The organism is Nocardia sp. alder85J, from assembly GCF_020176955.2.
Taxonomy (GTDB): domain Bacteria; phylum Actinomycetota; class Actinomycetes; order Mycobacteriales; family Mycobacteriaceae; genus Nocardia.
The window spans coordinates 543,762-565,904 of record NZ_JAIUCZ020000002.1 but is presented as its reverse complement, the minus strand read 5'-3'; the positions used below and the strand labels follow the sequence as shown (position 1 = coordinate 565,904).

Here is a 22,143-nt window from a genome sequence, read left to right as displayed (position 1 = left end):
ACCGATCCCCACAGCGATTGGATCCGTCATGATCAAGGTTTTCCTGGTGGACGACCACGAGATAGTCCGCCGCGGTCTGGTCGATCTGTTGTCCAACGACCCGGAGTTGACCGTCATCGGTGAGGCCGGCGACGTGGCCGGGGCACTGGCGCGGATACCGGCCCTGCGGCCGGACGTCGCGGTGCTGGATGTGCGGTTGCCCGACGGCAACGGCATCGAGTTGTGCCGCGATCTGCTGTCCAAGCTCGACGATCTGCGCTGCCTGATCCTCACCTCGTTCACCGACGAACAGGCGATGATGGACGCCATCCTCGCCGGGGCCAGCGGCTATGTCGTGAAGGACATCAAAGGGATGGAACTGGCCGCCGCGGTCAAGGCCGTCGGCAGCGGCCGCTCGCTGCTGGACAACCGGGCCGCCGCCGCGCTGATGGACCGGCTGCGCCGCAGTACCCAGCCGGACGGCCCGCTGGCCGGGCTGACCGATCAGGAACGCAAACTGCTGGACCTGCTCGGCGACGGCCTGACCAACCGGCAGATCGCCGAGCGCATGTTCCTCGCCGAGAAGACCGTCAAGAACTATGTCTCCCGGCTGCTGGCCAAACTCGGGATGGAACGCCGCACCCAGGCGGCGGTGTACGCCTCACAGCTGCGCACCGCCAAGGACACCGGGCACTGACGGTCAGGGACCGAGGCCCACCGGAAAAGGGACCTCGGACCGTCGACCCGGACCGGTCGAACGGCGAATCTGGTTCCAGCAGAACCTTTTCCCGACAGATCGGATAGGTGTCATGACCGACTACGTGGCCGGATTCGAAGATCTACGACTGGACGACGCGGACCGCGCCGGTGGCAAGGGGGCCAATCTCGGCGAGCTGGTGGCGGCGAAATTACCGGTGCCGTCGGGCTTCGTGATACTGCGGGCCGGCTACGAGCACGCGATCGACCATGGGGTGCACGGCCGGCAGCTGTACGCGCTGCACACCGAGGCATTGGCGGCGGCGACGGCTCGCGCACAACCGCAGCGCTTGGAAGAGCTGTGCCGTGAGATGCGAGATCTCGTGCACGACAGCGCGATCGATGCGCAGTTGCGGGCGACCGTCCTGGCCGCCTATCACGGGCTCGGTGCGGAGGTGCCGGTCGCGGTCCGGTCGTCGGCCGTCGGCGAGGACGGCGCCACCGCCTCCTTCGCGGGCATGAACGTCACGGTGACCAACGTGCACGGTGACGACGCGCTGCTGGCGGCGGTGGTCGATTGCTGGGCGTCGCTGTTCACCCCGCGGGTGCTGACCTATCGGGCGCGGCGGCAGATGCGGCAGCGGCCGGAGATGGCGGTCGTGGTGCAACGCATGGTGGTCGCGAAGGAAGCAGGGGTCGCCTTCACCGCCGACCCGGCGACCGGCGCCGACCACATCGTCATCGAGGCCGCTCGCGGACAGGGTGAGGTGGTGGTGTCCGGCTCGGTCGAACCCGACACCTACATCGTCGATCCGGCCGGCCCGACGCTGCTCAGCAGCCGCCGTGGCACCCAGGACTTCGCGATCCTGCCCGGCTCCGACGGCGACCGGCGCGTGGACCTGACCGCCGCGGACACCGCCGCACCCGTGCTCGATCCCGATCAGGTGCTCGCCGTCGCCCGGCTGGCGCAGCAGGTGCAACAACACCACGGTGGCCGGCCCCAGGACGTGGAATGGGTCTTCGACGACCGGGAGCTCTGGCTGGTCCAGGCCCGGCCGATCACCACCCTGCCGAGCCGGCCGCAGCCGATGGCGACCGCGGTCGACAGTGACGAGGTGCTGGTGCGCGGGCTGGCCGCCGCCCCCGGTGTCGCCGGCGGACCGGTCCGGGTGCTCCGCACCCCGGCGGACGGCACCGCGCTGCGCGACGGCGAGATCCTGGTGGCGCCGATGACGAACCCCGACTGGCTGCCGACCATCACCCGGGCTGCCGCACTGGTCACCGACAGCGGCGGGATGACCTGCCACGCGGCCATCGTGGCCCGGGAACTCGGCGTGCCGTGTGTGGTCGGCACCCGGTCCGCGACCACCACGCTCACCGACGGCCGCTGGGTCAGCGTCGACGGCGGTACCGGCCAGGTGCGCGCCGCCACCCCGTCGAGTGCCCCGGCCCGCCAGCAGGTCGCGGTGATTCCGCTGCGACACGACAACGAGCAGCAGCCGGTGTCCCCGGCGACGGATATCACCGCGACTCGCGTCTACGTGAACCTCGCGCTGCCCGAGGTGGCCGAGCGCGTCGCCGCCACCGATGTCGACGGTGTCGGGCTGCTGCGGGCGGAGACCCTGCTCACCCAGGCCCTGGGCGGACGGCATCCGCGAGACCTGATCGCTCGCGGCGAGGAACAGGTCTTCGTGGAGACCATGGCATCGTCGCTGTACCGGATCGCGGCGGCGTTCGCGCCGCGCCCGGTCGTCTACCGGGCAACCGATCTGCGCAGCAACGAGTTCCGGGCCCTCACCGGCGGCAGCCGCTACGAGCCCGAGGAACGCAACCCGATGATCGGCTACCGCGGCTGTTATCGATACATCCGGGAACCGGAGCTGTTCCGGATGGAGCTGGCGGCGCTCGCGCGAGTCCGAGCCCGCACCGCCAATCTGCATCTGATGATCCCGTTCGTGCGCACACGCTGGGAGCTCGAGGCCTGCCTGGAACTGGTGGACGCGAGCCCGCTGGGCCGCGACCGCGGCCTGCACCGCTGGGTGATGGCGGAGGTGCCGTCGGTAGTGCACTGGCTGCCGGAATACGTCGGTATGGGCATCGACGGAGTCTCCATCGGCAGCAACGACCTGACCCAGCTGATGCTCGGCGTGGACCGCGACAGCGAGCAGTGCGCCGAACTGTTCGACGAATCCGACCCGGCGGTGCTGCATGCGATCGGCGAGATCGTCGGCACCGCACGGCGAATGGGGATCACCTCCTCGCTGTGCGGCCAGGCGCCGTCGACCCACCCCGAATTCGCCGAGCACCTGGTACGGATGGGCATCACCTCGGTGTCGGTGACCCCGGACGCGATCGCGGCCACCCGCCGCACCGTCGCCGCCGCCGAACGCCGGCTGCTGCTCGACCACGCGCACAACAGCCTCGACCAGCGCCTGCGGTAGTCGCGGCGGCCGATGCCCGGCCGGCAGCCTGCTCCCGAATCCCGATCCCCGGCGCCGGATACAATTCGCACGAATTGTGTCCGGCGCCCGGAAGGTCGGGATTTCTGTTATGACCGCAGGCCAGGGGGACGGCTCCTACTCGGTGCGCGAGACTCTTTCGCAGTTGCGGCTGCGGGAGCTGCTGACCGAGGTGAGGGATCGGATCGAGCAGATCATCGATGTCCGGGACCGGATGGACGGACTCGTGGACGCCATGCTGACCGTCACCGCGGGCCTGGACCTGGCGGAGACCCTCACCACGATCGTCCACACCGCGACCAATCTGGTCGACGCCCGATACGGAGCGATCGGGGTGCGTGACGGGGACCAGCGCCTGAGTCAGTTCATCTATCGCGGTATCGACGAGGCCACCCGGGCCCGCATCGGGGACCTGCCCGAAGGGCACGGCGTGCTCGGGCTGCTGTTCAGCCGGCCCGAGGCGATCCGGCTGGAGAATCTCGCCGATCATCCGGCCTCGGTCGGATTTCCGGCGAATCATCCGCCGATGCGGACCTTCCTCGGGGTCCCGATCCGCATCCGCGACGAGATCTTCGGCAATCTGTACCTCACCGAGAAGGCCGGGGGGCAGCTGTTCACCGAGGACGACGAATTGATCGTGCAGGCGCTGGCCGCGGCAGCCGGTATCGCGATCGACAACGCCCGGCTGTACGAATCCGCGCGCACCCGTCAGGCGTGGATCGAAGCGATCCGGGACCTGACCACGGAATTCCTGGCCGGCACCGAGCCCGACCGGGTGCTCACCCAATTGGTCGGCCAGGCACGGGAATTGACCGCGTCGCAGCAGGTGCTGCTGGCCGTCGCCCCGGACCCCGCGACCAGTGACGAAACCGGCGTGCTGCTGGTCACCTGTGCCGCCGGCCCGGACAGCGCGCACTATGTCGACCGGCGGCTGCCGCTGGCGGGCAGCACCGTCGGCCGGGCGTTCGATCAGCGCACCCCCGTATGTCTCGAGGCGGCGCGGGGCACCGATCTGGGGGTCGTGTTCCCCGAGGCGGGCCCGGCGCTGGTACTACCGTTGTGCACCTCGGATTCGACGTTCGGGGTGCTGATCGCGGTGCGGGAGGTCGGCGGCCTGAGCTACGACCCCGAGACCGTGGATCTGGCGGCCGCGTTCACCGATCAGGCCGCGGTGGCCCGGCAACTGGCCGAAAGCCAGCATCGGATGCGGGAACTCGATGTGCTGACCGACCGCGACCGGATCGCGCGGAACCTGCACGACCACGTCATCCAGCGACTGTTCGCGATCGGAATGACGTTGCAGGGCACCGTATCCCGGACCCGCATCCCGGAAGTGCAGGTGCGGCTCACCGACGCGGTCAACGACCTCCAGGATGTCGTTCAGGAAATCCGCACGTCGATCTTCGACCTGCACGGATCGGCGGTGCCCAGCAATCGGCTTCGGCAACGCATCGAGCAGGCCATCCGGCAGCAGGCCGGCGACAGCGGCATTCGCACTTCGCTCCGTGTGGCCGGGCCGTTGTCGGTCGTCGACCCCGATCTCGCCGACCACGCGGAGGCGGTGGTGCGGGAAGCGGTCAGCAACGCCGTGCGGCATTCGGGCGCCGACACCGTCGACATCGACATCGCCGTCGACGACAACCTCACCATCACCGTGAGCGACGACGGCAGCGGAATCCCCGAGTCGGTCACCGTCAGCGGGCTGGCCAACCTCGCGCGCCGCGCCGAGGAGTGCGACGGCACGTTCGAGATACTGCCGGTCTCGCAGCACGAGATCCAGCGCAGCGGTACCCGGCTGGTGTGGTCGGCACCGCTGCGCTGAGCCGGTTCCCCGGATACTGCCCGCTACCCTGCGTTGTCCCGGGACAGCGGGTTGCGGGCGACGATGATCGGGCCAGGGACCGCGTGGGCCAGCGAATTACTGGTCGAGCCGATCAGCATGCCGGTGAAGCCACCACGGCCGTGGCTGCCGACCACGACCAGCTGGGCATGGTCCGCGGCATCCAGCAGCGCTCGGGTCGGCGAATTGCGGGCCAGGATCCGATGCACGGCGACATCCGGATAGCGTTGCGTCCAGCCCGCCATGGTCTCGGCCAACACCGCCGCCTCGGAATCGTGGATGGCGTCCCAGCCGGTGATCGACACTTCCAACCCCGCGGACAGGTCACTCCAGGCATGCACCGCCGTCAGGCCGACCTTCCGGCGTGATGCCTCCTCGAACGCGATCTCCAGCGCGGGCACGCTGTTGGCGGTCCCGTCGACGCCGACGACCACCGGCAGATCCGCCGGCTGCGTGTCGGTAGCCGTAGCAGAGTGCACGATCGCAACCGGGCAATGCGCATGATGCAGCACCGCGGAGCTGACCGATCCGAGCAACCCTCGGCCCACCGCGCCCAGACCTCGATCGCCGACGACGACCAGACGCGCGGACTTCGACAGTTCCACCAGATCGGTGACCGTGTGCTGGAGGGTGATCTCCATGGTGATCGTCGGGCCGTCATCGGGCACCGCGGCTCGGACGATCTCCGTGGCCTCGGCCAGTACCCGCTCCGCCTCGGCATGCACCCACCCGTAGTCGATACCTGCCCACGCGACGCCGGGACCGAGCCCCGAGGGTCCGGCCACGGAATGCACCAGGTGCAGGCGGCAGCCGTACAGAGCCGCGTCCGCCGCCGCCCAGGCGGCTGCTCGGTGCGACATCGCCGATCCATCGATGCCGACGATGATCGGCGGAATCGGGACCGCCGGACGGGGCTGAGTCATGATGTTCTCCCCCTACCAGTCTTCGGTGTGATGTTCGGCGGGAACCGCCACGACCTGGCCGGCGGTGGCGCCGCCGTCCACGACGAATTCGGAACCGGTCGAATAGGTGGCCTCGGTGACGATGAACCGCACCATCGCCGCCACCTCCTCGGGTTCGCCGAAGCGCGGCAGCGGCTGGGCGATCGTGACCGAGTCGTCCATCGTGGCGGTCATCGGGGTGTGGATGGGACCGGGATGCACCGAGCAGACCCGGATGCCGTCGTGCCCCAGTTCCAGCGCAGCGGATTTCGTCAGCCCCCGCAGGCCCCACTTGCTCGCCGAGTACGCGCCGAGATCGGCGTAGCCGACGAGACCGGCGGTGGAGGACACGTTGACGATCACACCGCCACCCGCGGCCCGCAGGTAGGGAACGAGCACTCGCATCCCCAGCCACGCCCCGTACAGATCGACGTCCAGAACATGCCGGAAAGCCGTGGGTTTCTCGGTATCGATGCCGCCGAAATCCACGATGCCCGCGTTGTTGACGAGCACCGCCGGCGGGCCGAACATCGCCGCGGCGTCGGCGGCGACCGCGCGCCAGTTGCCTTCGTCGGTCACGTCGAGCCGGCGGAAGATCGCGGTCGGCCCGAGCGAATCGGCGACGGCCCGGCCGTCGCGCTCGAGCAGATCCCCGATCACCACGCCGATACCCTGTTTCACGAGTTCGGCTGCGATAGCAGCTCCGATACCCCGGGCGCCGCCGGTGACGATGGCGCTTCTGCCATGAAAATTGGTCATGGACTCAGCTTCCCGCCTCGGCACCGGTCCCCGAGACGGCCGAAAGTCCTCGGTCGTGAGGTAATCCGTCCGGGAGAATCGCGCCGTTGCGACCGTGGTTCGGCAGCATCCCCGAGGTATGCCAGCGCCAGTCCAGAATCTCCGCCGGATCCTCGCCGAACCGGTAGGCATGAGTGCGTGCCCGGTCGAGCCGGTCCAGCAATTCCTCACGCAGATGGCCCATTCGCTCGTCCAGCCGGGGCACCTGCTCGAGCGCGGCGAGCGCGAGATGATAGCGATCGATACCGTTGAGCACGCACATCTGGAACGGGGTCGTGGTGGTCCCGCGGTCGTGAAATCCCCGCACGTGCATCCGGTCGTGACCGGGACGACGATAGACGAGCTGATGGATCAGCCACGGGTAGCCGTGGAACGCGAAGACCACCGGTCGGCCGGCGGTGAAGATCTCCGTGTAGGCGCGATCGGAGATGCCGTGCGGGTGCCGGTCCGGCGGGAACAAGCGCGCCAGATCCACCACGTTCACGACGCGGACCGTCACCTCGGGCGCCAGTTCCCGCAGCAACGCCACGGCGGCGAGGGTCTCCTGGGTGGGTACGTCACCCGCGCAGGCCAGCACGACATCGGTATCGCCCCCGGCGTCCGAACTGGCCCACCGCCACACGCCCAGCCCGCGGGCGCAGTGCCGGCGGGCCTCGTCGTCACCGAGATACTGTGGCGCGGGCTGCTTTCCGGCCACCACCACATTGATCAGGCCGCGGCCGCGCAGGCAGTGGTCGAACACGTGCAACAGGCAATTGGCGTCGGGCGGCAGATACACCCGCGACACCTCGGGCCGCTTGCTCAGGATGTGATCGATGAAGCCCGGATCCTGATGCGAGGCGCCGTTGTGGTCCTGCCGCCACACGTGCGAGGTGATCAGGTAGTTCAGGCTGGGAATCGGTTCCCGCCAAGGGAACTCGGCCGCGGTGTGCAGCCACTTGGCATGCTGCACCACCATCGAGTCGATGATGTGCGCGAACGCCTCGTAGGTGGAGAACACGCCGTGCCGGCCGGTCAGCAGATACCCTTCGAGCCACCCCTGGCACAGATGTTCCGAGAGCACCTCGAACACGCGACCGTCCGGCGCGAGCCGGTCGTCGCCGGGCCGGCGGCTCTCCCGCCAGCGCCGGCCGGTCACCTCCAGCACCGCGTCCAGCCGGTTGGACGTGTGCTCGTCCGGGGAAAAGAACAGCAGGTCATGGGGATTGGCGGTCAGGGCATCGCGCAGAAAGCCGCCGAGCACCCGGGTGGCCTCACCGTCGACCGCGCCCGGTGCCGGCACGGCCAGGGCATGCCCGGACACCTCCGGTAGCCGCAACTCGATCCGGGTTCGCCCATGTGCCAGTGGATTCGCGCTCATCCGCAGTTCGCCCACCGGAACGACCGACTCGAGCAGCGGCGTCGGTGCTCCGTCGGGCGCGAACAGTTCTTCCGGCCGATAGGAGCGCAGCCAGTGTTCCAGCAACGCCAGATGTCCGGGATTGTCACGCACCCCCGGTAACGGCACCTGATGGGCGCGGAACGTATCCGCCACCGGCACACCGTCGACCTCCGCCGGACCGGTCCAGCCCTTGGGGGTCGCGAGCACGATCATCGGCAGCCGCGCGGTGTGGGAACCCCCGCTGTGGCGAGTCTCGTCACGGATTTCGGAGATCCGGTCGAACACCTCGTCCAGCGCAGCCGCATACGCCTCGTGGACCTCCTGCGGGTCGCTGCCACGCACATGCCACGGCTCCCAGCCGTGCCCGAGCAGCAGGGCGTCCAGATCTCCGCGCGGCAGGCGCGCCAGCAGGGTCGGGTTGGCGATCTTGTAGCCGTTGAGGTGCAGGATCGGTAGCACCGTCCCATCGCAGACCGGGTTGAGGAACGCCGGTGCGTGCCAGCTGGTCGCGAGCGCGCCCGTCTCGGCCTCACCGTCGCCGATGACACAGGCCACCGTCAGATCCGGGTTGTCCAGCGCCGCACCGGTGGCATGTGCCAGGGAATAGCCCAGCTCGCCGCCCTCGTGGATCGAGCCCGGCAGATGCGGCGACGCGTGGCTGGGCACCCCACCGGGAAAGGAGAACTGCCGGAACAATTCCCGCATCCCGGCCGTATCCCGCGCCACCTCCGGGTGGCGTTCGCTGTAGCTGCCCTCCAGCCAGGCCGCGGCGTTCAACCCCGCGGCGCCGTGCCCGGGTCCGCACACGAACAACATCCGGCGGTGCCGTTGCCGGATGATGCGATTCAGATGGCCGTAGGTGAGGGTGATACCGGGCACGCTGCCCCAATGCCCCAGCAGCCGCGGTTTGATGTGCCGCGCGGCCAGTGGCTCGGTCAGCAGTGGGTTGTCCAGCAGATAGATCTGCCCGGCGGACAGGTAGTTCGCCGCACGCCACCAGGCGTCCAGACCGGTGAGGGAGTCGTCTTCGGTAAGCGCGGGCCGCGCCGCATCGTTGTTCATCGAGATCACTCTCATCAGTGGGGACGGACTACCATGACAGGGCAATGAGCGTGCTGCACAAGGGAATTCGAGGTCGATCCGAGCAGCAGGCCACGGAATCCACCGCGTCCGCGACTGCCGACCACCACCAGCTGAGCGCGTGTCGACCAGTCGATCAGCACGGTGGCCGGATCCAGCGGATACAGCATCCGGGTCACCGCCACCTCGGGATATTTCTCCTGCCAGCCCGCCAGCCGCTCGGCCAGCAGCGCCTCCTCGGTCACCGCGATCGCCGAGAACGATTCGAGGAGGTACGGGTCGTCGGCGTACTTTCCGAGATTGATGTCCGCCCAGACGTGGACGACCACCAGTTCGGCGCCGCGCTCCGCCGCTTCCTCGAAGGCCGCGGCGAGCGCGGGCTCGCCGACCGGATCACCGTCGACCCCGACGACGACGGGCCCCTCGGCCCGCACCTGCTTCCCGGCGTCGGGATCGGTGCGAACCACCACGACGGCGCCGTGGGCATGGCTGGTCACCGCCAGCACGATCGATCCCAGATGCGACGCCCACCCGCTCGCGCCGGTGGTTCCGATCACGACCCGATAAGCGCCGGCACTCGACCGCACCAACAGTGGGCCCGGATCGTCTTCGGACACCACCGACGACACCCGCAACCGCGGGTACCGCCGCCGCACCGCGGCCACGGCCTTGCCGGTGTAGACCTCGCCGGTGGTGCGCATGGCGTCGAGGACCGCCGGTATCGACACGTCGTATCGGTTGTAGACCTCGGCCAGCCGGTTCAGGGCCAGGCTGTGCACGATGCGCAGCTCCCGTCCGCAGCGGTCGGCCATGTCGGCCGCCCACATCAGCGCCGTCTCCGACGCCTGCGAACCGTCGATGCCGGCCACCACCGCGGCCGAGGCCAGGTGGTGCGGATCGTCGTTGTGCTGCCGGTCCATCGCAACCTCCTCGAAATTCCGGCCGATCGGCCGGATGTCCTCACCGTAGAAAGAACCGGGTCTCACCGATGCGGTCCAAAGTCCCACCTCTGTGGTCCGAACGCCTCGTTCGACCGCCACGCTCAGCGGCCGCTGTACGCGGGTCCGGGCACCGGCAGGACCGGCTCCGCCGTCTGTGCGCGCATCAGCAGTTCGGCCAGGCCGTGTTCGATTCCAGCGCTGAGCACATCGATGTCGGAAGCGCTGTCGAAGTCACCGGTGATCCCGAATGCCAGCTGGTCCGCATAGCTCAGGATCGCGATCGTGGTCCGCAATCGCATGGCGATCGGCATGCACGGCAACAGTTCCAGCACCAGCTGCCCATCGAAGGTGAGCCGGTGCCGGGGCCCGGGCACAATCGTGGCCAGCGCGGTCACCCCGCGCCGCGGATGCCGCGCCGCCAGCCGCAATGCCCAGGCGACCGCAGGAAACGGCAGCCGCTCGGCCAGGGCCAGCAGGGTCTTCTCCGCCTCGGCCACACCGCTGTCGCGTTGCGCGGCAATCCGGCAGCGAACCGCCGTGAGCCGGTCCACCGGATCGTCGACCTCGATCGGTAATTCGGTCAGCATGGCCGAAACGCCGTTGTCCATCACGCGTTTCGTGGACGTGCCGCGCGTCGACCGCGGAATCAGCACCCGCATGGTCCCGAGTGCGGTCTCGCCACGGTGTCGCAGGAGATCGCGGTAGGCGGCGGTGATCGCAGCCACGGCCACATCGTTGACCGTCGCGCCGAATGCCGTGCCGATGGCGTGAATCTCGGGCAGAGTGGTGCGCGCGATTGCGTAGCGGCGATGCCGCCCGGCCGGAGCGTTGAACGACGATGCGGCAGCCGGGCCCACCGCAGCCCAGACGACCGGTGCCACGCTGTACACCATCGACAACGCCTGGGCAGGCGCTGCCGCGGACAACCGAATCGCTCGGCCGGCGAGACGGAGCGGGTCGGCGCGCCGCGATTTTTCGGCCGATCGCACGCGCAGGCCGGAATCGGTCGGGTCGCAGAAGCTTTCGAGCAAGGCGGCGCCGGAAATGCCGTCGACCATGGCGTAGTGCGCCTGTATCAACATCGCCCAGCGATCATCGGCGAGGTGTTCGATCACCAGACACCGCCACAGTGGGCGATCCGGATCGAGGCGCCGTTCGAGTTCGACGGCGACGGCTGCCCGCAGTGCCTGGTCGTCACCCGGATCAGGCAACACCGTCCACGACAGGTGGCGGTTCAAGTCGAACGCCGGGTCGTCCGCCCATGCTGGGGCCTCCCGGTCCCGCTGGGCTCGTTGCCACCGCTGGCGCAGGCGCGGGTGCCGATCGGCAATTGCCAGGATCCGGGCCCCCAGGCGGTTCCGGGGAGGTGGCGTTCCGGCGATCACCGCCACTACGCCCACACCGAGACCGGCATGCCGATCCGCCTCCTCCAATTCGAGGAAGCCCGTGTCGATGGTGCGCAGACCAGCCATGGTGGTCACCTTCACCGGCAACCGTCGACGTCCTGGCGCCCGACTGGGAAATTGCCGATCCGTTGCGACCATCGTGTCGCGACCCGGGATTGCCGGACAGATGCCTTGGTCCTCACCACGACAGACTTCCGGCCACCACCACCGTGCCCGGCGTCCCCGATCGGCCTCCCTAGCGGGACAGCACTCCCGCGGGTGCGCTGTCCGCATCGCGCTCGGTGAGCCGTCGGTACAGTTCGGCGATGTGCTCCGGCCGTCCCGGACTGGTGCCCGGGGTGGCCAGTGCTGCCGTCGCCGCGGCGATGCCCAGGCGAACCGCGTCATCGATGGTCCAGCCACGCGCCAGCGCCACGACCAGTCCACCCACCATCGCATCGCCGGCGCCGATGCCGCTGACCACGGTCTCCGCGACGGGCGGGAACCATTGCGACCAGTCCGCGGTCACTGCGACAGCGCCGTCCGCTCCCAGCGACACGACCACGATCCGGGCGACGCCCGCATCGACCAATTGCCGGGCGGCGGCGATCTGATCAGCGCGGTCGGGCAGCGGACGACCGACACAGTCGCTCAGTTCGCGGACGCTGGGTTTCAACAGTTCCACGCCTCCGTACAGGTGCCGCAGTGCCTCGCCGGACGTATCGACAGCCACCGCGACACCGAGCAGTGCGGCCTGGTCGACCAGCCGCTGCCAGAAATCGGGCGGAGTATCCGGCGGCAGGCTACCGCTGGCCACCAGGAACCGGGCGCCGGTGGCGACGAGGGTCGTCGCGACGGCATCGAGACATTGTTGCTGTTCGACAGGGCTCAGCGATGCGCCGGGCAGCACGAACCGGTACTGCCGGTCGTCGACTCTGTCGGTGACCGAGAAGCTCTCCCGGGTCCAGCCGGCGACCGGTATCGGCCGCACGGCCACCCCGGCGTCGGAGACCAGCTGCTCGAGCAGTCGCCCGGAGTGCCCGCCCATCGGGAACACCGCCGTCGGCGCGCCGCCCACCGCCAGCACCGTGCGTGCGACATTGATGCCACCGCCTCCGGGATCGAATCGCGGTGTCTCGCAACGCATCTTCTCGGTCTGCCGCAACTGCGGGACACCCGTGGCGATATCGATCGCAGGGTTCATGGTCACTGTGACGACCGACATCGCCACCCGCCTTTCGGTCGGCCGGTCGGGACACCCGTCCCGGACCGGCTGTTCGCCGGATCCCACTTCGACCCGCACTGCGGATCTCATGTCACCCGATTCCACGCCTCCGCCGGGATTCCCGGCAGGGTCGCGAGTCGTCACTGCCCAGGACGGAAGTCCCCCGTGAGCTCACTCGGCCACATTCACCGACCCGCAACGAGGGATCTCCGGCGCTGTGGACGGCACGGTAGCCGGAGCAGGCCGGATGTGCACGACCACCGTTCGCGCATTCCGGTTCGTGACGCCCTGCCGAGCAGTTCCGCGGAGTTGCTCGGCGACACCGGATCGGGGTCGCGGGCACGAATCCGGAAATCTGTCCCAGCGGCCTGTGAACGCCATCGCCCCACCGCCGAAGGTGAGGACGATCGACCATCGTGGAATGGACCACGGGCTCTAGGGGTGCGACTCGCCGACGGCGGACGCTGGGGACATGCCCAAGAACGATGATCCTTTCGCACCCGCGCTCGACACCGCTCACGCGTGGCTTGCCACGGTGGCCTATCGGCTGAACACCGAGGATCGCCGGTTCGCCCATCGTGTGCTACGGGCCTGGCTGCATACCGTCCGGGATCGGATCGGAGTCGTCACCTCGGCGCACTTCACCGCACAACTGCCGGAGTTGCTGCGCGGTGTCTACTACGAGAGCTGGAGACCCGGCCGCGTGCCGGTCGGCCACGATCCCGCGGCATTCACGGACCAGTTCGCCGAAGCGGCGGGCGTCACCCGAGACGAGGTCCCGGCCCTGGTCGACGCGGTCACCGGCGCACTGACCGAGCTGTGCTCGCCCGGGCAACTCGGCCACGTCTTCGCCGTGCTGCCGATACGGCTACAGCAACTCGTGTCAGGTGCGGGCATCGATACGATGCCCGCAGAGGTCGGGCCGGCACCGAAGGAGCGGACAGCGGGTCTCGAGCGGCGACTGCGGTCGCTCGGCGATGCCGTCGCGATCCTCGCCCGTGGTCTGGAGGAACACCCGGTCGGGGACAGCGATGCGCTGTCCGGTGCCGCGGCGGCGCAGCAAGCGCACCGGATTCTCATGGCAGAAGGACTGACCAGCAGCGCCGGATGAAGATCCCGACGGTCGTCTCCTCGCAGACTCCGGCGGTCCGACCGCACCGGCCGCGCCCGGCCGGAAACGATGTCGATGTGCCCTCCGTTCAGGGGACCGGTGGCCCTGCCGGACGTCTCCGCCCCTCCGTAGGTTGACGAAGCAGAACGACAATGCTGACGGACCCGGAGGAATGATGTACGCACGCGATATCTCGAGTCGGCCGGTTGTGACGGTCGGTCCGCAAACACCCCTGCCGGCGGCTGTCTCGCTGATCACCGCCCATGGTTTCGCAGCGGTGCCGGTGGTCGACGATCAGGGCAGGGTGATCGGGATATTGTCGGAGTCCGACGCGCTCGGTGCGGATCCTGCCGACGAACACACCATGGTGGCGGCGGTGATGACGACGCCGGTGGAGGTTGTTTCACCGAACACGGACCTGGCCAGCATCGCGCGCCGGATGCTGACGGGCCGGTTGCGCTCGATGCCGGTCGTGGAAGCGGGAATTCTGGTCGGTATCGTGGCTCGGCGCGATCTACTCCGCACTCTGTTGCGCCCGGATCACGAGTCGGAATCCCGTGTGCGGTCCCTGCTCGACGACTACGCCGGTAGCCGACGACAGTGGACGGTCGAGGTGACCGAAGGCCGAGCGGTCATCAGCGGCGATTTCGCCGACCTCACCGAGTCTCAGGTCGTATCGACATTGGCGACGACCGTCGAGGGCATCGATCACGTGGACGTCATCGCGGCGTCCGCATCACATTCCAGGTGCACGGTCACGTCGCTGCCGGAGTGGATGCAGCGACGCACGGACGAGATCGTCGGCTGACGCAGGCTCGGCCGTTCCGCTCCGACGGGTAAAATCCCTGGTGTCAGATGGTAACGCGCCTCGATGATCGGATCCCGGGATGAGCCATCTTGCTGGAGAAAGCGCGTACTCGGTCCGTGGGACCCTGTCACAGTTGCGGTTGCGAGAGTTGCTCAGCGAGGTCAGGGGCCGGATCGAACAGATCATGGACGTCCGGGACCGGATGGACGGTTTGGTCGACGCGATGCTGACGGTCACCGCAGGCCTCGACCTGGCCGAAACGCTCACCACCATCGTCCGCACTGCCGTCGGCCTGGTGGATGCGCAATACGGCGCTCTCGGTGTGCGCGGCCAGGACAGCCGGTTGAGCCAGTTCATCTATCAGGGCATCGACGAGCCCACCCGGGCCCGCATCGGCGACCTGCCGCAGGGGCACGGGGTACTGGGTTTGTTGTTCAGCCGACCGGAGCCCGTCCGGCTGGAGAATCTGTCGGAGCACCCGGCGTCGGTCGGGTTCCCCGCCAACCATCCGCCCATGCTGACCTTCCTCGGGGTTCCGATCCGTATCCGGGACGAGATCTTCGGCAACCTGTACCTGACCGAGAAATCCGGCGGTCAATTGTTCACCGAGGACGACGAACTGATCGTGCAGGCACTGGCCGCGGCGGCCGGTATCGCCATCGATAACGCGTGCCTGTACCGGTCGGCCCGCACCCGGCAGGCATGGATCGAGGCGGTCGGCGACCTCACGACCGAATTTCTGGCCGGAACCGAGTCCGACGAGGTGCTGTCGCACCTCGTCGACCGGGCCCGGATACTGACCGACTCCTGCCGGGTCGTGCTCGCCCTGGTAGATGATCCGGAACGATTTCCCGAGGAATCCGGTCGGCTGAGAGTCACCCACACCACCAGCGCCGGCGAAGATATCGGCAAGACGCTGCCGATATCCGGCAGCGTGGTCGGCAAAGCCTTCACCGATCGCACTCCCCTGCGCATAGACGACGTGCGCGGGACCGACCTGCCGGACTTCTTCGCCGAGGCCGGTTCGGCGCTCGTATTACCTTTGCGCGCCCAGGACCTGACCTTCGGCGCGCTGATCGCCCTACGCACCATCGACCGCCCGCCCTACAACGACGAGATCCTGCGGTTGGCAGCGGCATTCACCGATCAGGCGGCGCTGGCCCGGCAGTTGGCCGAGACCCAGCACCGGGTCAGGGAATTGGACATCCTGGCCGACCGGGATCGGATCGCCCGCGATCTGCACGATCATGTCATCCAGCGCCTGTTCGCGATCGGAATGTCGTTGCAGGGCACCGTATCCCGGACAAAAGTCCCGGAGGTGCAGGCGCGGATCGGTGACGCCGTGGATGATCTGCAGGACGTCGTGCAGGAGATCCGCACCTCGATCTTCGATCTCCACGGTTCGATGCTGCCCAGCGCTCATCTCCGGCAGCGTATCGAGCAGGCGGTCCGGCAGCAGGTCGGCGACGCCGCCATCCGGACCTCCGTGCGGGTGACCGGGCCACTGTCGGTGGTGGACACCGAACTCGCCGAGCACGCGGAGGCGGTGGTTCGGGAAGCGGTCAGCAATGCCGTCCGGCACGCCGACCCCGACACCATCGACCTCGATATCACCGTCGCCGACGACCTCACCATCGCCGTGGTCGACGACGGCTGCGGCATTCCCGCCGACATCGTCGCCAGCGGTCTGGACAATCTGGTGCAGCGGGCGAAGTCCTGTGGCGGCAGCTGCACCGTAGGGCCGGTGACCGATCGCGGCGGCCGCGGCACCCGTCTGGTGTGGTCGGTACCCCTGCGCTGACTATCGCGGTTCACAACCGATGCACGAACTCGTCCAGGGGACGCCGCGGGGTCGGCGGCGGCGGTTCCGAACTCGTTGCCGCCCAGCCGATCCGGATGATCATTTGCGGAAGCCCACCGTCACCGATGACCTCGGTGCGAATTTCCGTGCGAGTGGCCGGCACTTCCAGCGGCTCGGTCAGCGGGCAGGTCGACATGCCCAGCATGGTGGCGGTCAGCAGGATCGCGCTGGTGGCCTCGCCGGCACGCAGCTGCGACAGCCGATCGTCGCCGGCGGTGGCGAGCAGCAACATCCGGTCCGCGCCCTCGGTGTCGCGCACCACCGCCTGCGCCAAGCCCGGATCGGCGAACGGCCGGGTCGTGGCATCGGTCGCGACGATCGCACTGCGGGCAGGGACCCCGGCGGTGGCCGCGTGCCGCCCGCTCCACCGGGACAGCTCGGCCCCGTAGCCGAAGTCCAGGGTGTGCTGCCATGCCGCGCGTTCGAAGGCATGGACCAATTGCGCTCGTGCCCAGCCCTCTCCGATGTCGTGGACCACGACCCCGCAGTCGGCGCCGGCAGCCACCAGCGCCGATACGTGGGCCGCGGGAACTTCCCAGGACGTGTAACGGCGGCGGTCGGTTCGCCGGTCCGGAATCGCTCTGCTGAGCCGCAGCTCGGCCATGGTCGGTGCGGCGGCACGGAACTCGACAGCGGCCAGATGATCCACGTCGTCCGGATCGGGCAGCCGGTGCACCCTGGACTCCCAGCCGAGCCCGCGTGCCGCGACCCGCAGGTGGTGCAGTGCCGCGCCACAGCTGACCACCAGGTCACGGCCGTCGGGGTCGGTACAGGGGAGCCGCCGGCCCGGATCGGCGTACAGATGAACGGAGCTGTCCCCCATCCGCCAGATCCAGGGCTGGGTGTTGTGCACCGACGGTGCGCGCGACGCCAGCGCCAACGCCGCGCGAAGGGTTTCGTGGTCGGGGTATGTCCTGGTCATGGTGGCCTCCAGCAGGCCGGGTCGGCGGTTGTGTCCGTATCTGCCTCGGATGTCCGTGTTCTGCTCCGATCCAGCATCGCGCGCGCACCCCCGCCGCCGAGACTGCCGAAAGTCCCTGTCCGCGGTGACGTCGGGCCGCAACTGGACGGAGCACAGCCCGACACGCTTCCCGGCCGCATTCTCGATCGCCGCCGGTTCCTCGAAGTACACGGGATTCACCCCGCTCGGAACGCCGAAGGGTCGAAGGTCCCGCCGAAGTAGGTGCTGCGGCCCCTGACCGCGGGCCGCGGGATCGGGGAGGCTGACAAGGCCGGCAGCTCCGAGACGCCGGTGTCACCGTCACTGTCTGAAGGGCAGGGTCATGAACGTCGAAACTCTCTCCGCCGCAACGGTCACCGTCGTAGCGACAACCGCCGACGACGACCGCCCGGTAGTGGTCCGCTGGCCCGATCCGAGCCCCCTGGAGGACTGGTGGACTCAGGTCATGGGCACCACCGGCACCGAGTGACCACAGACGATGCTGATCCTGCTGACCTCGGCCACCGTCGCCACGGTAGCGGCGGTCGCCTGGGCCGCCACCGCAGCCGTCCACTGGCGCCGAATCCACCGGCACTTCCACCGACCGCACGACATCACCGGCATTGCCGACACCTTCGACCGGACGCCCACGGCCGAGGAGCACGACCATGAGTGGGTGCCACGACTGTCCAGGCCGGATATATCGTGACAGGCGCCCGAGCCGATGGGCCCGCCTCCGGCACCGGGTATCGGCTCGGCTGTTCGCCGCGGGCCCACTACCCCACCGCGCGGCTGCGCCCGGTATCCGCGGGGCTCTGTCGACATTGTGACCAACGGCTCTACCGATCGAGGCCGAAGCCGGTATCCGGCGGTGCCGGTCTCGGGTGATGCTCTAAGCATGACAGCCGCGGATCCTGTTGCCACCGTATCGGTTCCGGACCAGCCCACCGTGCAGACGGCGCTGCGGCTGGCCGGACGCGCGCCATCGTTTCACAACACCCAGCCGTGGTATTGGGTTTTCGACGGTCACCGTCTGCACCTGTACGCCGACTCGTACCGCACCCTGTCGACGGCCGACCCGCACGGTCGGCAGCAACTGATCAGCTGCGGCGCGGTGCTGCATCACGCCCGCACGGCTTTCGCCGCCCTGGGCTGGCACGCCGATCCGCTGCGGCTACCCGATCCGTATCGGCCCGGCTACCTGGCGGTCGTCGACTTCCGGCCCTGGCCGGATCCACCGGCCGGGGTGGTGCGGCGCGCGCACGCGATCACCGAGCGGTACAGCGAGCGGCGGCCGATGCGGGCACCGGGGGATTTCGATGCGACGATGCTCTCGCTGCGTCGCCTGGCCAGGCCGCATCGGGTCGAGGTCGACGTGCTCGAGGAGAAGGCGCGTCCGCAACTGGCGGCGATCTCGGAGCAGACGGCTGCCGCGCACCGCGAAGATCAGTTCCACCAGCAGGAATTGATGTGCTGGGCAGAGCATTTCGATGACAGCGAGGGATTCGCCGAAACATCCTTGATATCTGCGGACGAAGCATCGCGCACCCATGCCGGCCACCCGTTCCCGACCGCGCCGCAGTCGGTGCACCACCGCGCGCTGACCGATGCGGCGCGGCTGGTGGTCCTGAGCTGCGCCGCCGACAACCCGGACGAGTGGCCGGCCGTCGGCGAGGCACTGTCCGCGATCCTGCTGGAGTGCGCCTCGACGGGACTGTCGACCTGCGCGCTGACCCACCTCACCGAATCGCGGATCGCCCGGGCCGCCATCGCCGTGCTGCTCCCGCATGCGCTGTTCCCGCAGGTCGTGGTCCGGATCGGCGTCGCGCCCGTCGCGCACACTCGATCGGCCCGGACCTCACGCAGGCGACTGAGCGACTGCCTGGAGATTCGCACCACACCGATCGGCGAGTGAGCAACGAAGGTGTCCGCCTCACCCGCATCCGGTGACCTTCGGCACCGGTACCGGGGCAGGACGCCTCCGGACAGGAGAACCGGTACGGAACAGGCTGAAAGGCATGGATACGCAGACACCCCGCATCGCCGTCCTCTACGCGACGGCACAGGGTTCAACCCGTGAGATCGCCGACTTCATCGGCGCCGATCTGGCCGGACGCGGCGCCTGCGTGGACGTCACCGATTTCGCACACGCACCCGATCCGAGCACGGTGGACGCCGTCGTCCTCGGTAGCGCGGTACACAATCGCGCCCTGCTGCCCGCCGTCGCCGATTACGTGCACAGCTATCGGAACGAGCTGGCCGCACTGGATGTCTGGTTGTTCAGCGTCGGCCTGGGCCCCGCCCTGCGCGGGCCGATCGGGCGCCGGATCGGCAGCCGGGTGCCGGCGCGGATCGCGGCGGTGCGGGACGAGATCGTGCCCCGGGATTATCGCGCGTTCGCCGGTCACTACGAACGCGCCGGAGTGGACCTGCCGGCGCGGATCCTGTTCCGGTTGCTCGGCGGGACCCGTTACGGCGATCTGCGTGACTGGACCGCGATCCGCGACTGGACCGACGGGATCGCCAAGGCACTACAACTGCGGCAGGCATCGACGACCACCATCCACCCCTGATCGTCCTACGCCTCGTCACCGGCGAGCCGCCGGTGGTGCTTCATCGGGCCACCCCGCAGGTGCGGGGTGCGGCCCGGATGGCTGGTCAGTTGTGTTGCCGACTGGACAGGCGGTGCCCGCCGGCGGGTGACCCACCGGCGGGCGGCGCCGCTGTCGGAACGCGCTGTCACCCAGCGTTCTCCGGCGTGAAGTGAGCGTGCCGGGCGACGATGATCGGGCAGTGGACGGCATGGGCCAGCGCATTGCTGGTCGAGCCGAGCAGCATCCCGGTGAACCCGCCGCGGCCGTGACTGCCGACCACCAGCAGTTGGGCGTGCTCGGCCGCGTGCAGCAGAGCCTGGGTCGGATGATTCCGCGCCAGGATGCGCTGCACGCCGACATCCGGGTAGCGCTCGCTCCAGCCCGCCATGCTCTCGGCGAACACCGCGTCCTCCGAATCGCGGATCTCGTCCCAGCCGGTGATCGAGGCGTCCAGACCGGCGGACACATCACTCCAGGCGTGCACCGCCATCAGGCCGGCCTTGCGCCGGGAGGCCTCCTCGAAGGCGATCTCCAGCGCGGGCACGCTGGCGGCGGTCCCGTCGACACCGACAACCACCGGCTCGGATGCCGGTTCGGGCGCAGCCGCCGCCGTGGAGTGCACGATCGCGACCGGGCAGTGCGCGTGATGCAGCACCGCGGAGCTCACCGAGCCCAGCAGCCCACGGCTCACCGCACCCAGGCCGCGGTCGCCGACGACGATCAGGCGCGCGGACTTCGACAGCTCCAGCAGATCCGCGACCGCGTGCTGGAAGGTCACCTCCGTGGTGATCACCGGGCCGTCGCCGGGCGCCGCGGCGCGCGCGATCCCGACCGCCTCGGTCAGCACCCGCTCGGCCTCGGTGTTCAGCCAGTCGAAGTCGATACCGGTCCAGGCGAGACCGGGCCCGACGGTCGAAGGACCGGCCACGGAATCGACCAGATGTAGCGGGCAGCCGTACAGCGCCGCGTCGGCCGCCGCCCACGCGACGGCGCGATACGAGATCTCCGATCCGTCGACTCCGACGACGATCGGGGGGTTGGAATCGGCACCATGGGAAGGTGACTGGCTCACGATGTTCTCCTCGGGTTGACTTTCACAGGTTCTGATTCGCCGGATCGCAGGTAGGTGACCACCTCGTCCAGCGGGCGGCGCGGGGTCGGCAGCAACGGCTGCGAACTGGTTGCCGCCCAGCCGACTCGGATGATCATCTGCGGAAAACCGCTGTCGTCGAGCACATCTCGGCTAATGGCTGCGCGAGTATCGGGCAGTTCCAGGGGCTCGGTCAGCGGGCAGGTGGCCATCCCGAACATGGTCGCGGTCAGCAATACCGCGCTGGTGGCCTCACCGGCGCGCAGCCGTGACATCCGATCGTCGGCCCCGGTGGCCAGCACCAGTATCCGTTCCACACCCTCGGTGTCCCGTAGCACCGCTTGCGGCAGACCGGGATTCGCGAACGGCCGTGCCATCGCGTCGAGCGACGCGACCGCACTGCGCGCCGGAACACCCTGGGCCGCAGCGCGTCTGCCGCTCCACCGGGCCAATTCGGAACCGTAGTGGAAATCACGGGCATGCTGCCACGCGGCCCGCTCGAAGGCATGCTCCAGAGCCGCTCGCGCAGAGCTGTTCTCGATGTCGCGGACCACGACACCGCAGGACGCGCCGGCGGCGATCATGGCGGACACCTGCGCCGCAGTGACCTCCCAGGAGGTGTAGCGGCGCCGGTCCGTGCGCCGGTCCTCGATCGCCCGGCTCAGGCGCCGAGGGTCGGTGGCCGGTTCGGCGCGCCGGAATTCGACCGCGGCCAGATGCTCGGGATCCGCCGGATCGGGCAGCCGGTCGATGCGGGCCTCCCAGCCCAGTCCGAGCGCGGCGATACGCAGATGATGCAGGGCCGCACCACAACTCACCAGCAGGTCACGCTGGTCCGGGTCGGTGGCCGGCAGGTGCTGGGTGAGGTCGGCGTAGAGGTGCACGCTGGTGTCCCCGACCCGCCACAGCCATGGCTGGGAGTTGTGTACCGAGGGGGCGCGGACGGCCAGCGCCAGTGCGGCGTGCAGGGTTTCGCGGTCGGGACGCCGAGTCGCCATCGATCGGCCCCTCACC

General features: G+C 69.1%; 20 protein-coding genes. 10 read left to right on the top strand and 10 right to left on the bottom strand.

From position 1 onward, the window contains the following. Nucleotides 1-28: 28 nt before the first annotated feature. The 3 genes from LBW94_RS08770 (at nucleotide 29) to LBW94_RS08760 (ending at nucleotide 4,956) form a co-directional block, all read left to right on the top strand. Entirely contained in the window at nucleotides 29-676 is a 648-nt protein-coding gene (locus LBW94_RS08770) for a response regulator (RefSeq protein ID WP_225055513.1), read from the top strand. A 112-nt stretch (nucleotides 677-788) separates the two neighbouring features. Next, nucleotides 789-3,116, top strand: coding sequence for a phosphoenolpyruvate synthase (ppsA, locus tag LBW94_RS08765; protein WP_225055512.1), 2,328 nt, complete (start codon nucleotides 789-791; stop codon nucleotides 3,114-3,116). Between the two features lie 109 nt (nucleotides 3,117-3,225). After that, nucleotides 3,226-4,956: a GAF domain-containing sensor histidine kinase gene (locus LBW94_RS08760; protein ID WP_225055511.1), complete on the top strand. Its 1,731-nt coding sequence runs from the start codon at nucleotides 3,226-3,228 to the stop codon at nucleotides 4,954-4,956. 23 nt (nucleotides 4,957-4,979) lie between these two features. Here LBW94_RS08760 and LBW94_RS08755 read toward each other — a convergent pair whose 3' ends face one another. The 6 genes from LBW94_RS08755 to LBW94_RS08730 form a co-directional block, all read right to left on the bottom strand. Continuing rightward, entirely contained in the window at nucleotides 4,980-5,897 is a 918-nt protein-coding gene (locus LBW94_RS08755) for a universal stress protein (protein ID WP_225055510.1), read from the bottom strand. A 12-nt stretch (nucleotides 5,898-5,909) separates the two neighbouring features. After that, nucleotides 5,910-6,674 carry an SDR family oxidoreductase gene (locus LBW94_RS08750; protein ID WP_225055509.1) on the bottom strand — a complete coding sequence of 255 codons (765 nt, stop codon included), beginning with the start codon at nucleotides 6,672-6,674 and terminating at the stop codon, nucleotides 5,910-5,912. Between the two features lie 4 nt (nucleotides 6,675-6,678). After that, nucleotides 6,679-9,156 carry a phosphoketolase gene (locus LBW94_RS08745; protein WP_225055507.1) on the bottom strand — a complete coding sequence of 826 codons (2,478 nt, stop codon included), beginning with the start codon at nucleotides 9,154-9,156 and terminating at the stop codon, nucleotides 6,679-6,681. Between the two features lie 14 nt (nucleotides 9,157-9,170). Further along, a complete protein-coding gene (locus LBW94_RS08740) occupies nucleotides 9,171-10,094 on the bottom strand; it encodes a universal stress protein (protein WP_225055506.1) in 924 nt (307 codons plus the stop codon). Between the two features lie 122 nt (nucleotides 10,095-10,216). Beyond that, nucleotides 10,217-11,587: a wax ester/triacylglycerol synthase domain-containing protein gene (locus LBW94_RS08735; protein ID WP_225055504.1), complete on the bottom strand. Its 1,371-nt coding sequence runs from the start codon at nucleotides 11,585-11,587 to the stop codon at nucleotides 10,217-10,219. Between the two features lie 169 nt (nucleotides 11,588-11,756). After that, nucleotides 11,757-12,725, bottom strand: a complete 969-nt coding sequence (locus tag LBW94_RS08730) for a 1-phosphofructokinase family hexose kinase (RefSeq protein WP_225055503.1) — start codon at nucleotides 12,723-12,725, stop codon at nucleotides 11,757-11,759. 472 nt (nucleotides 12,726-13,197) lie between these two features. Between LBW94_RS08730 and LBW94_RS08725 the strand changes: the two genes are divergently transcribed. The 3 genes from LBW94_RS08725 to LBW94_RS08715 all read left to right on the top strand — a co-directional run bounded on the left by LBW94_RS08725 (nucleotide 13,198) and on the right by LBW94_RS08715 (nucleotide 16,445). After that, complete coding sequence (locus tag LBW94_RS08725; RefSeq protein ID WP_225055501.1) at nucleotides 13,198-13,836, top strand: DUF2267 domain-containing protein; 639 nt, start codon at nucleotides 13,198-13,200, stop codon at nucleotides 13,834-13,836. A 172-nt stretch (nucleotides 13,837-14,008) separates the two neighbouring features. After that, the gene (locus LBW94_RS08720) at nucleotides 14,009-14,644 is read left to right on the top strand and encodes an HPP family protein (RefSeq protein ID WP_323137811.1); all 636 of its coding nucleotides are present in this window, start codon (nucleotides 14,009-14,011) and stop codon (nucleotides 14,642-14,644) included. Between the two features lie 79 nt (nucleotides 14,645-14,723). Further along, nucleotides 14,724-16,445: a GAF domain-containing protein gene (locus tag LBW94_RS08715; protein WP_225055499.1), complete on the top strand. Its 1,722-nt coding sequence runs from the start codon at nucleotides 14,724-14,726 to the stop codon at nucleotides 16,443-16,445. Nucleotides 16,446-16,455: 10 nt separating this feature from the next. Here LBW94_RS08715 and LBW94_RS08710 read toward each other — a convergent pair whose 3' ends face one another. Beyond that, nucleotides 16,456-17,427, bottom strand: coding sequence for an Acg family FMN-binding oxidoreductase (locus LBW94_RS08710; protein ID WP_225055498.1), 972 nt, complete (start codon nucleotides 17,425-17,427; stop codon nucleotides 16,456-16,458). 361 nt (nucleotides 17,428-17,788) lie between these two features. Here LBW94_RS08710 and LBW94_RS08705 point away from each other — a divergent pair, with 361 nt between their 5' ends. From LBW94_RS08705 to LBW94_RS08690, 4 genes are all read left to right on the top strand, one after another. Beyond that, nucleotides 17,789-17,935, top strand: a complete 147-nt coding sequence (locus LBW94_RS08705; protein WP_225055496.1) for a hypothetical protein — start codon at nucleotides 17,789-17,791, stop codon at nucleotides 17,933-17,935. A 9-nt stretch (nucleotides 17,936-17,944) separates the two neighbouring features. Then, nucleotides 17,945-18,154 (top strand): hypothetical protein, encoded by a 210-nt coding sequence (locus tag LBW94_RS08700; protein ID WP_225055495.1) that lies wholly within the window; start codon nucleotides 17,945-17,947, stop codon nucleotides 18,152-18,154. A gap of 189 nt (nucleotides 18,155-18,343) precedes the next feature. Beyond that, nucleotides 18,344-19,360, top strand: a complete 1,017-nt coding sequence (locus LBW94_RS08695) for an Acg family FMN-binding oxidoreductase (protein ID WP_225055493.1) — start codon at nucleotides 18,344-18,346, stop codon at nucleotides 19,358-19,360. A gap of 103 nt (nucleotides 19,361-19,463) precedes the next feature. After that, nucleotides 19,464-20,018, top strand: coding sequence for a flavodoxin domain-containing protein (locus LBW94_RS08690; protein WP_225055492.1), 555 nt, complete (start codon nucleotides 19,464-19,466; stop codon nucleotides 20,016-20,018). 5 nt (nucleotides 20,019-20,023) lie between these two features. Here the strand turns inward: LBW94_RS08690 and LBW94_RS08685 are convergent, their stop codons facing one another. The 3 genes from LBW94_RS08685 to LBW94_RS08675 are packed head-to-tail and all read right to left on the bottom strand — an operon-like array spanning nucleotide 20,024 to nucleotide 22,127. Beyond that, nucleotides 20,024-20,188, bottom strand: a complete 165-nt coding sequence (locus tag LBW94_RS08685; RefSeq protein WP_225055490.1) for a hypothetical protein — start codon at nucleotides 20,186-20,188, stop codon at nucleotides 20,024-20,026. After that, entirely contained in the window at nucleotides 20,185-21,111 is a 927-nt protein-coding gene (locus tag LBW94_RS08680) for a universal stress protein (RefSeq protein WP_225055488.1), read from the bottom strand. The genes LBW94_RS08685 and LBW94_RS08680 overlap by 4 nt, the downstream gene beginning before the upstream one ends. After that, a complete protein-coding gene (locus LBW94_RS08675; protein ID WP_225055486.1) occupies nucleotides 21,108-22,127 on the bottom strand; it encodes an Acg family FMN-binding oxidoreductase in 1,020 nt (339 codons plus the stop codon). The genes LBW94_RS08680 and LBW94_RS08675 overlap by 4 nt, the downstream gene beginning before the upstream one ends. Nucleotides 22,128-22,143: the final 16 nt, after the last annotated feature.

What these genes read in the sequence shown, in the direction of transcription:
- LBW94_RS08770 (WP_225055513.1), top strand. Translation starts at nt 29, where the DNA reads ATGATCAAGGTTTTCCTGGTGGACGACCACGAGATAGTCCGCCGCGGT.
- ppsA (WP_225055512.1), top strand. Translation starts at nt 789, where the DNA reads ATGACCGACTACGTGGCCGGATTCGAAGATCTACGACTGGACGACGCG.
- LBW94_RS08760 (WP_225055511.1), top strand. Translation starts at nt 3,226, where the DNA reads ATGACCGCAGGCCAGGGGGACGGCTCCTACTCGGTGCGCGAGACTCTT.
- LBW94_RS08755 (WP_225055510.1), bottom strand. Translation starts at nt 5,897, where the DNA reads ATGACTCAGCCCCGTCCGGCGGTCCCGATTCCGCCGATCATCGTCGGC.
- LBW94_RS08750 (WP_225055509.1), bottom strand. Translation starts at nt 6,674, where the DNA reads ATGACCAATTTTCATGGCAGAAGCGCCATCGTCACCGGCGGCGCCCGG.
- LBW94_RS08745 (WP_225055507.1), bottom strand. Translation starts at nt 9,156, where the DNA reads ATGAACAACGATGCGGCGCGGCCCGCGCTTACCGAAGACGACTCCCTC.
- LBW94_RS08740 (WP_225055506.1), bottom strand. Translation starts at nt 10,094, where the DNA reads ATGGACCGGCAGCACAACGACGATCCGCACCACCTGGCCTCGGCCGCG.
- LBW94_RS08735 (WP_225055504.1), bottom strand. Translation starts at nt 11,587, where the DNA reads ATGGCTGGTCTGCGCACCATCGACACGGGCTTCCTCGAATTGGAGGAG.
- LBW94_RS08730 (WP_225055503.1), bottom strand. Translation starts at nt 12,725, where the DNA reads ATGTCGGTCGTCACAGTGACCATGAACCCTGCGATCGATATCGCCACG.
- LBW94_RS08725 (WP_225055501.1), top strand. Translation starts at nt 13,198, where the DNA reads ATGCCCAAGAACGATGATCCTTTCGCACCCGCGCTCGACACCGCTCAC.
- LBW94_RS08720 (WP_323137811.1), top strand. Translation starts at nt 14,009, where the DNA reads ATGATGTACGCACGCGATATCTCGAGTCGGCCGGTTGTGACGGTCGGT.
- LBW94_RS08715 (WP_225055499.1), top strand. Translation starts at nt 14,724, where the DNA reads ATGAGCCATCTTGCTGGAGAAAGCGCGTACTCGGTCCGTGGGACCCTG.
- LBW94_RS08710 (WP_225055498.1), bottom strand. Translation starts at nt 17,427, where the DNA reads ATGACCAGGACATACCCCGACCACGAAACCCTTCGCGCGGCGTTGGCG.
- LBW94_RS08705 (WP_225055496.1), top strand. Translation starts at nt 17,789, where the DNA reads ATGAACGTCGAAACTCTCTCCGCCGCAACGGTCACCGTCGTAGCGACA.
- LBW94_RS08700 (WP_225055495.1), top strand. Translation starts at nt 17,945, where the DNA reads ATGCTGATCCTGCTGACCTCGGCCACCGTCGCCACGGTAGCGGCGGTC.
- LBW94_RS08695 (WP_225055493.1), top strand. Translation starts at nt 18,344, where the DNA reads ATGACAGCCGCGGATCCTGTTGCCACCGTATCGGTTCCGGACCAGCCC.
- LBW94_RS08690 (WP_225055492.1), top strand. Translation starts at nt 19,464, where the DNA reads ATGGATACGCAGACACCCCGCATCGCCGTCCTCTACGCGACGGCACAG.
- LBW94_RS08675 (WP_225055486.1), bottom strand. Translation starts at nt 22,127, where the DNA reads ATGGCGACTCGGCGTCCCGACCGCGAAACCCTGCACGCCGCACTGGCG.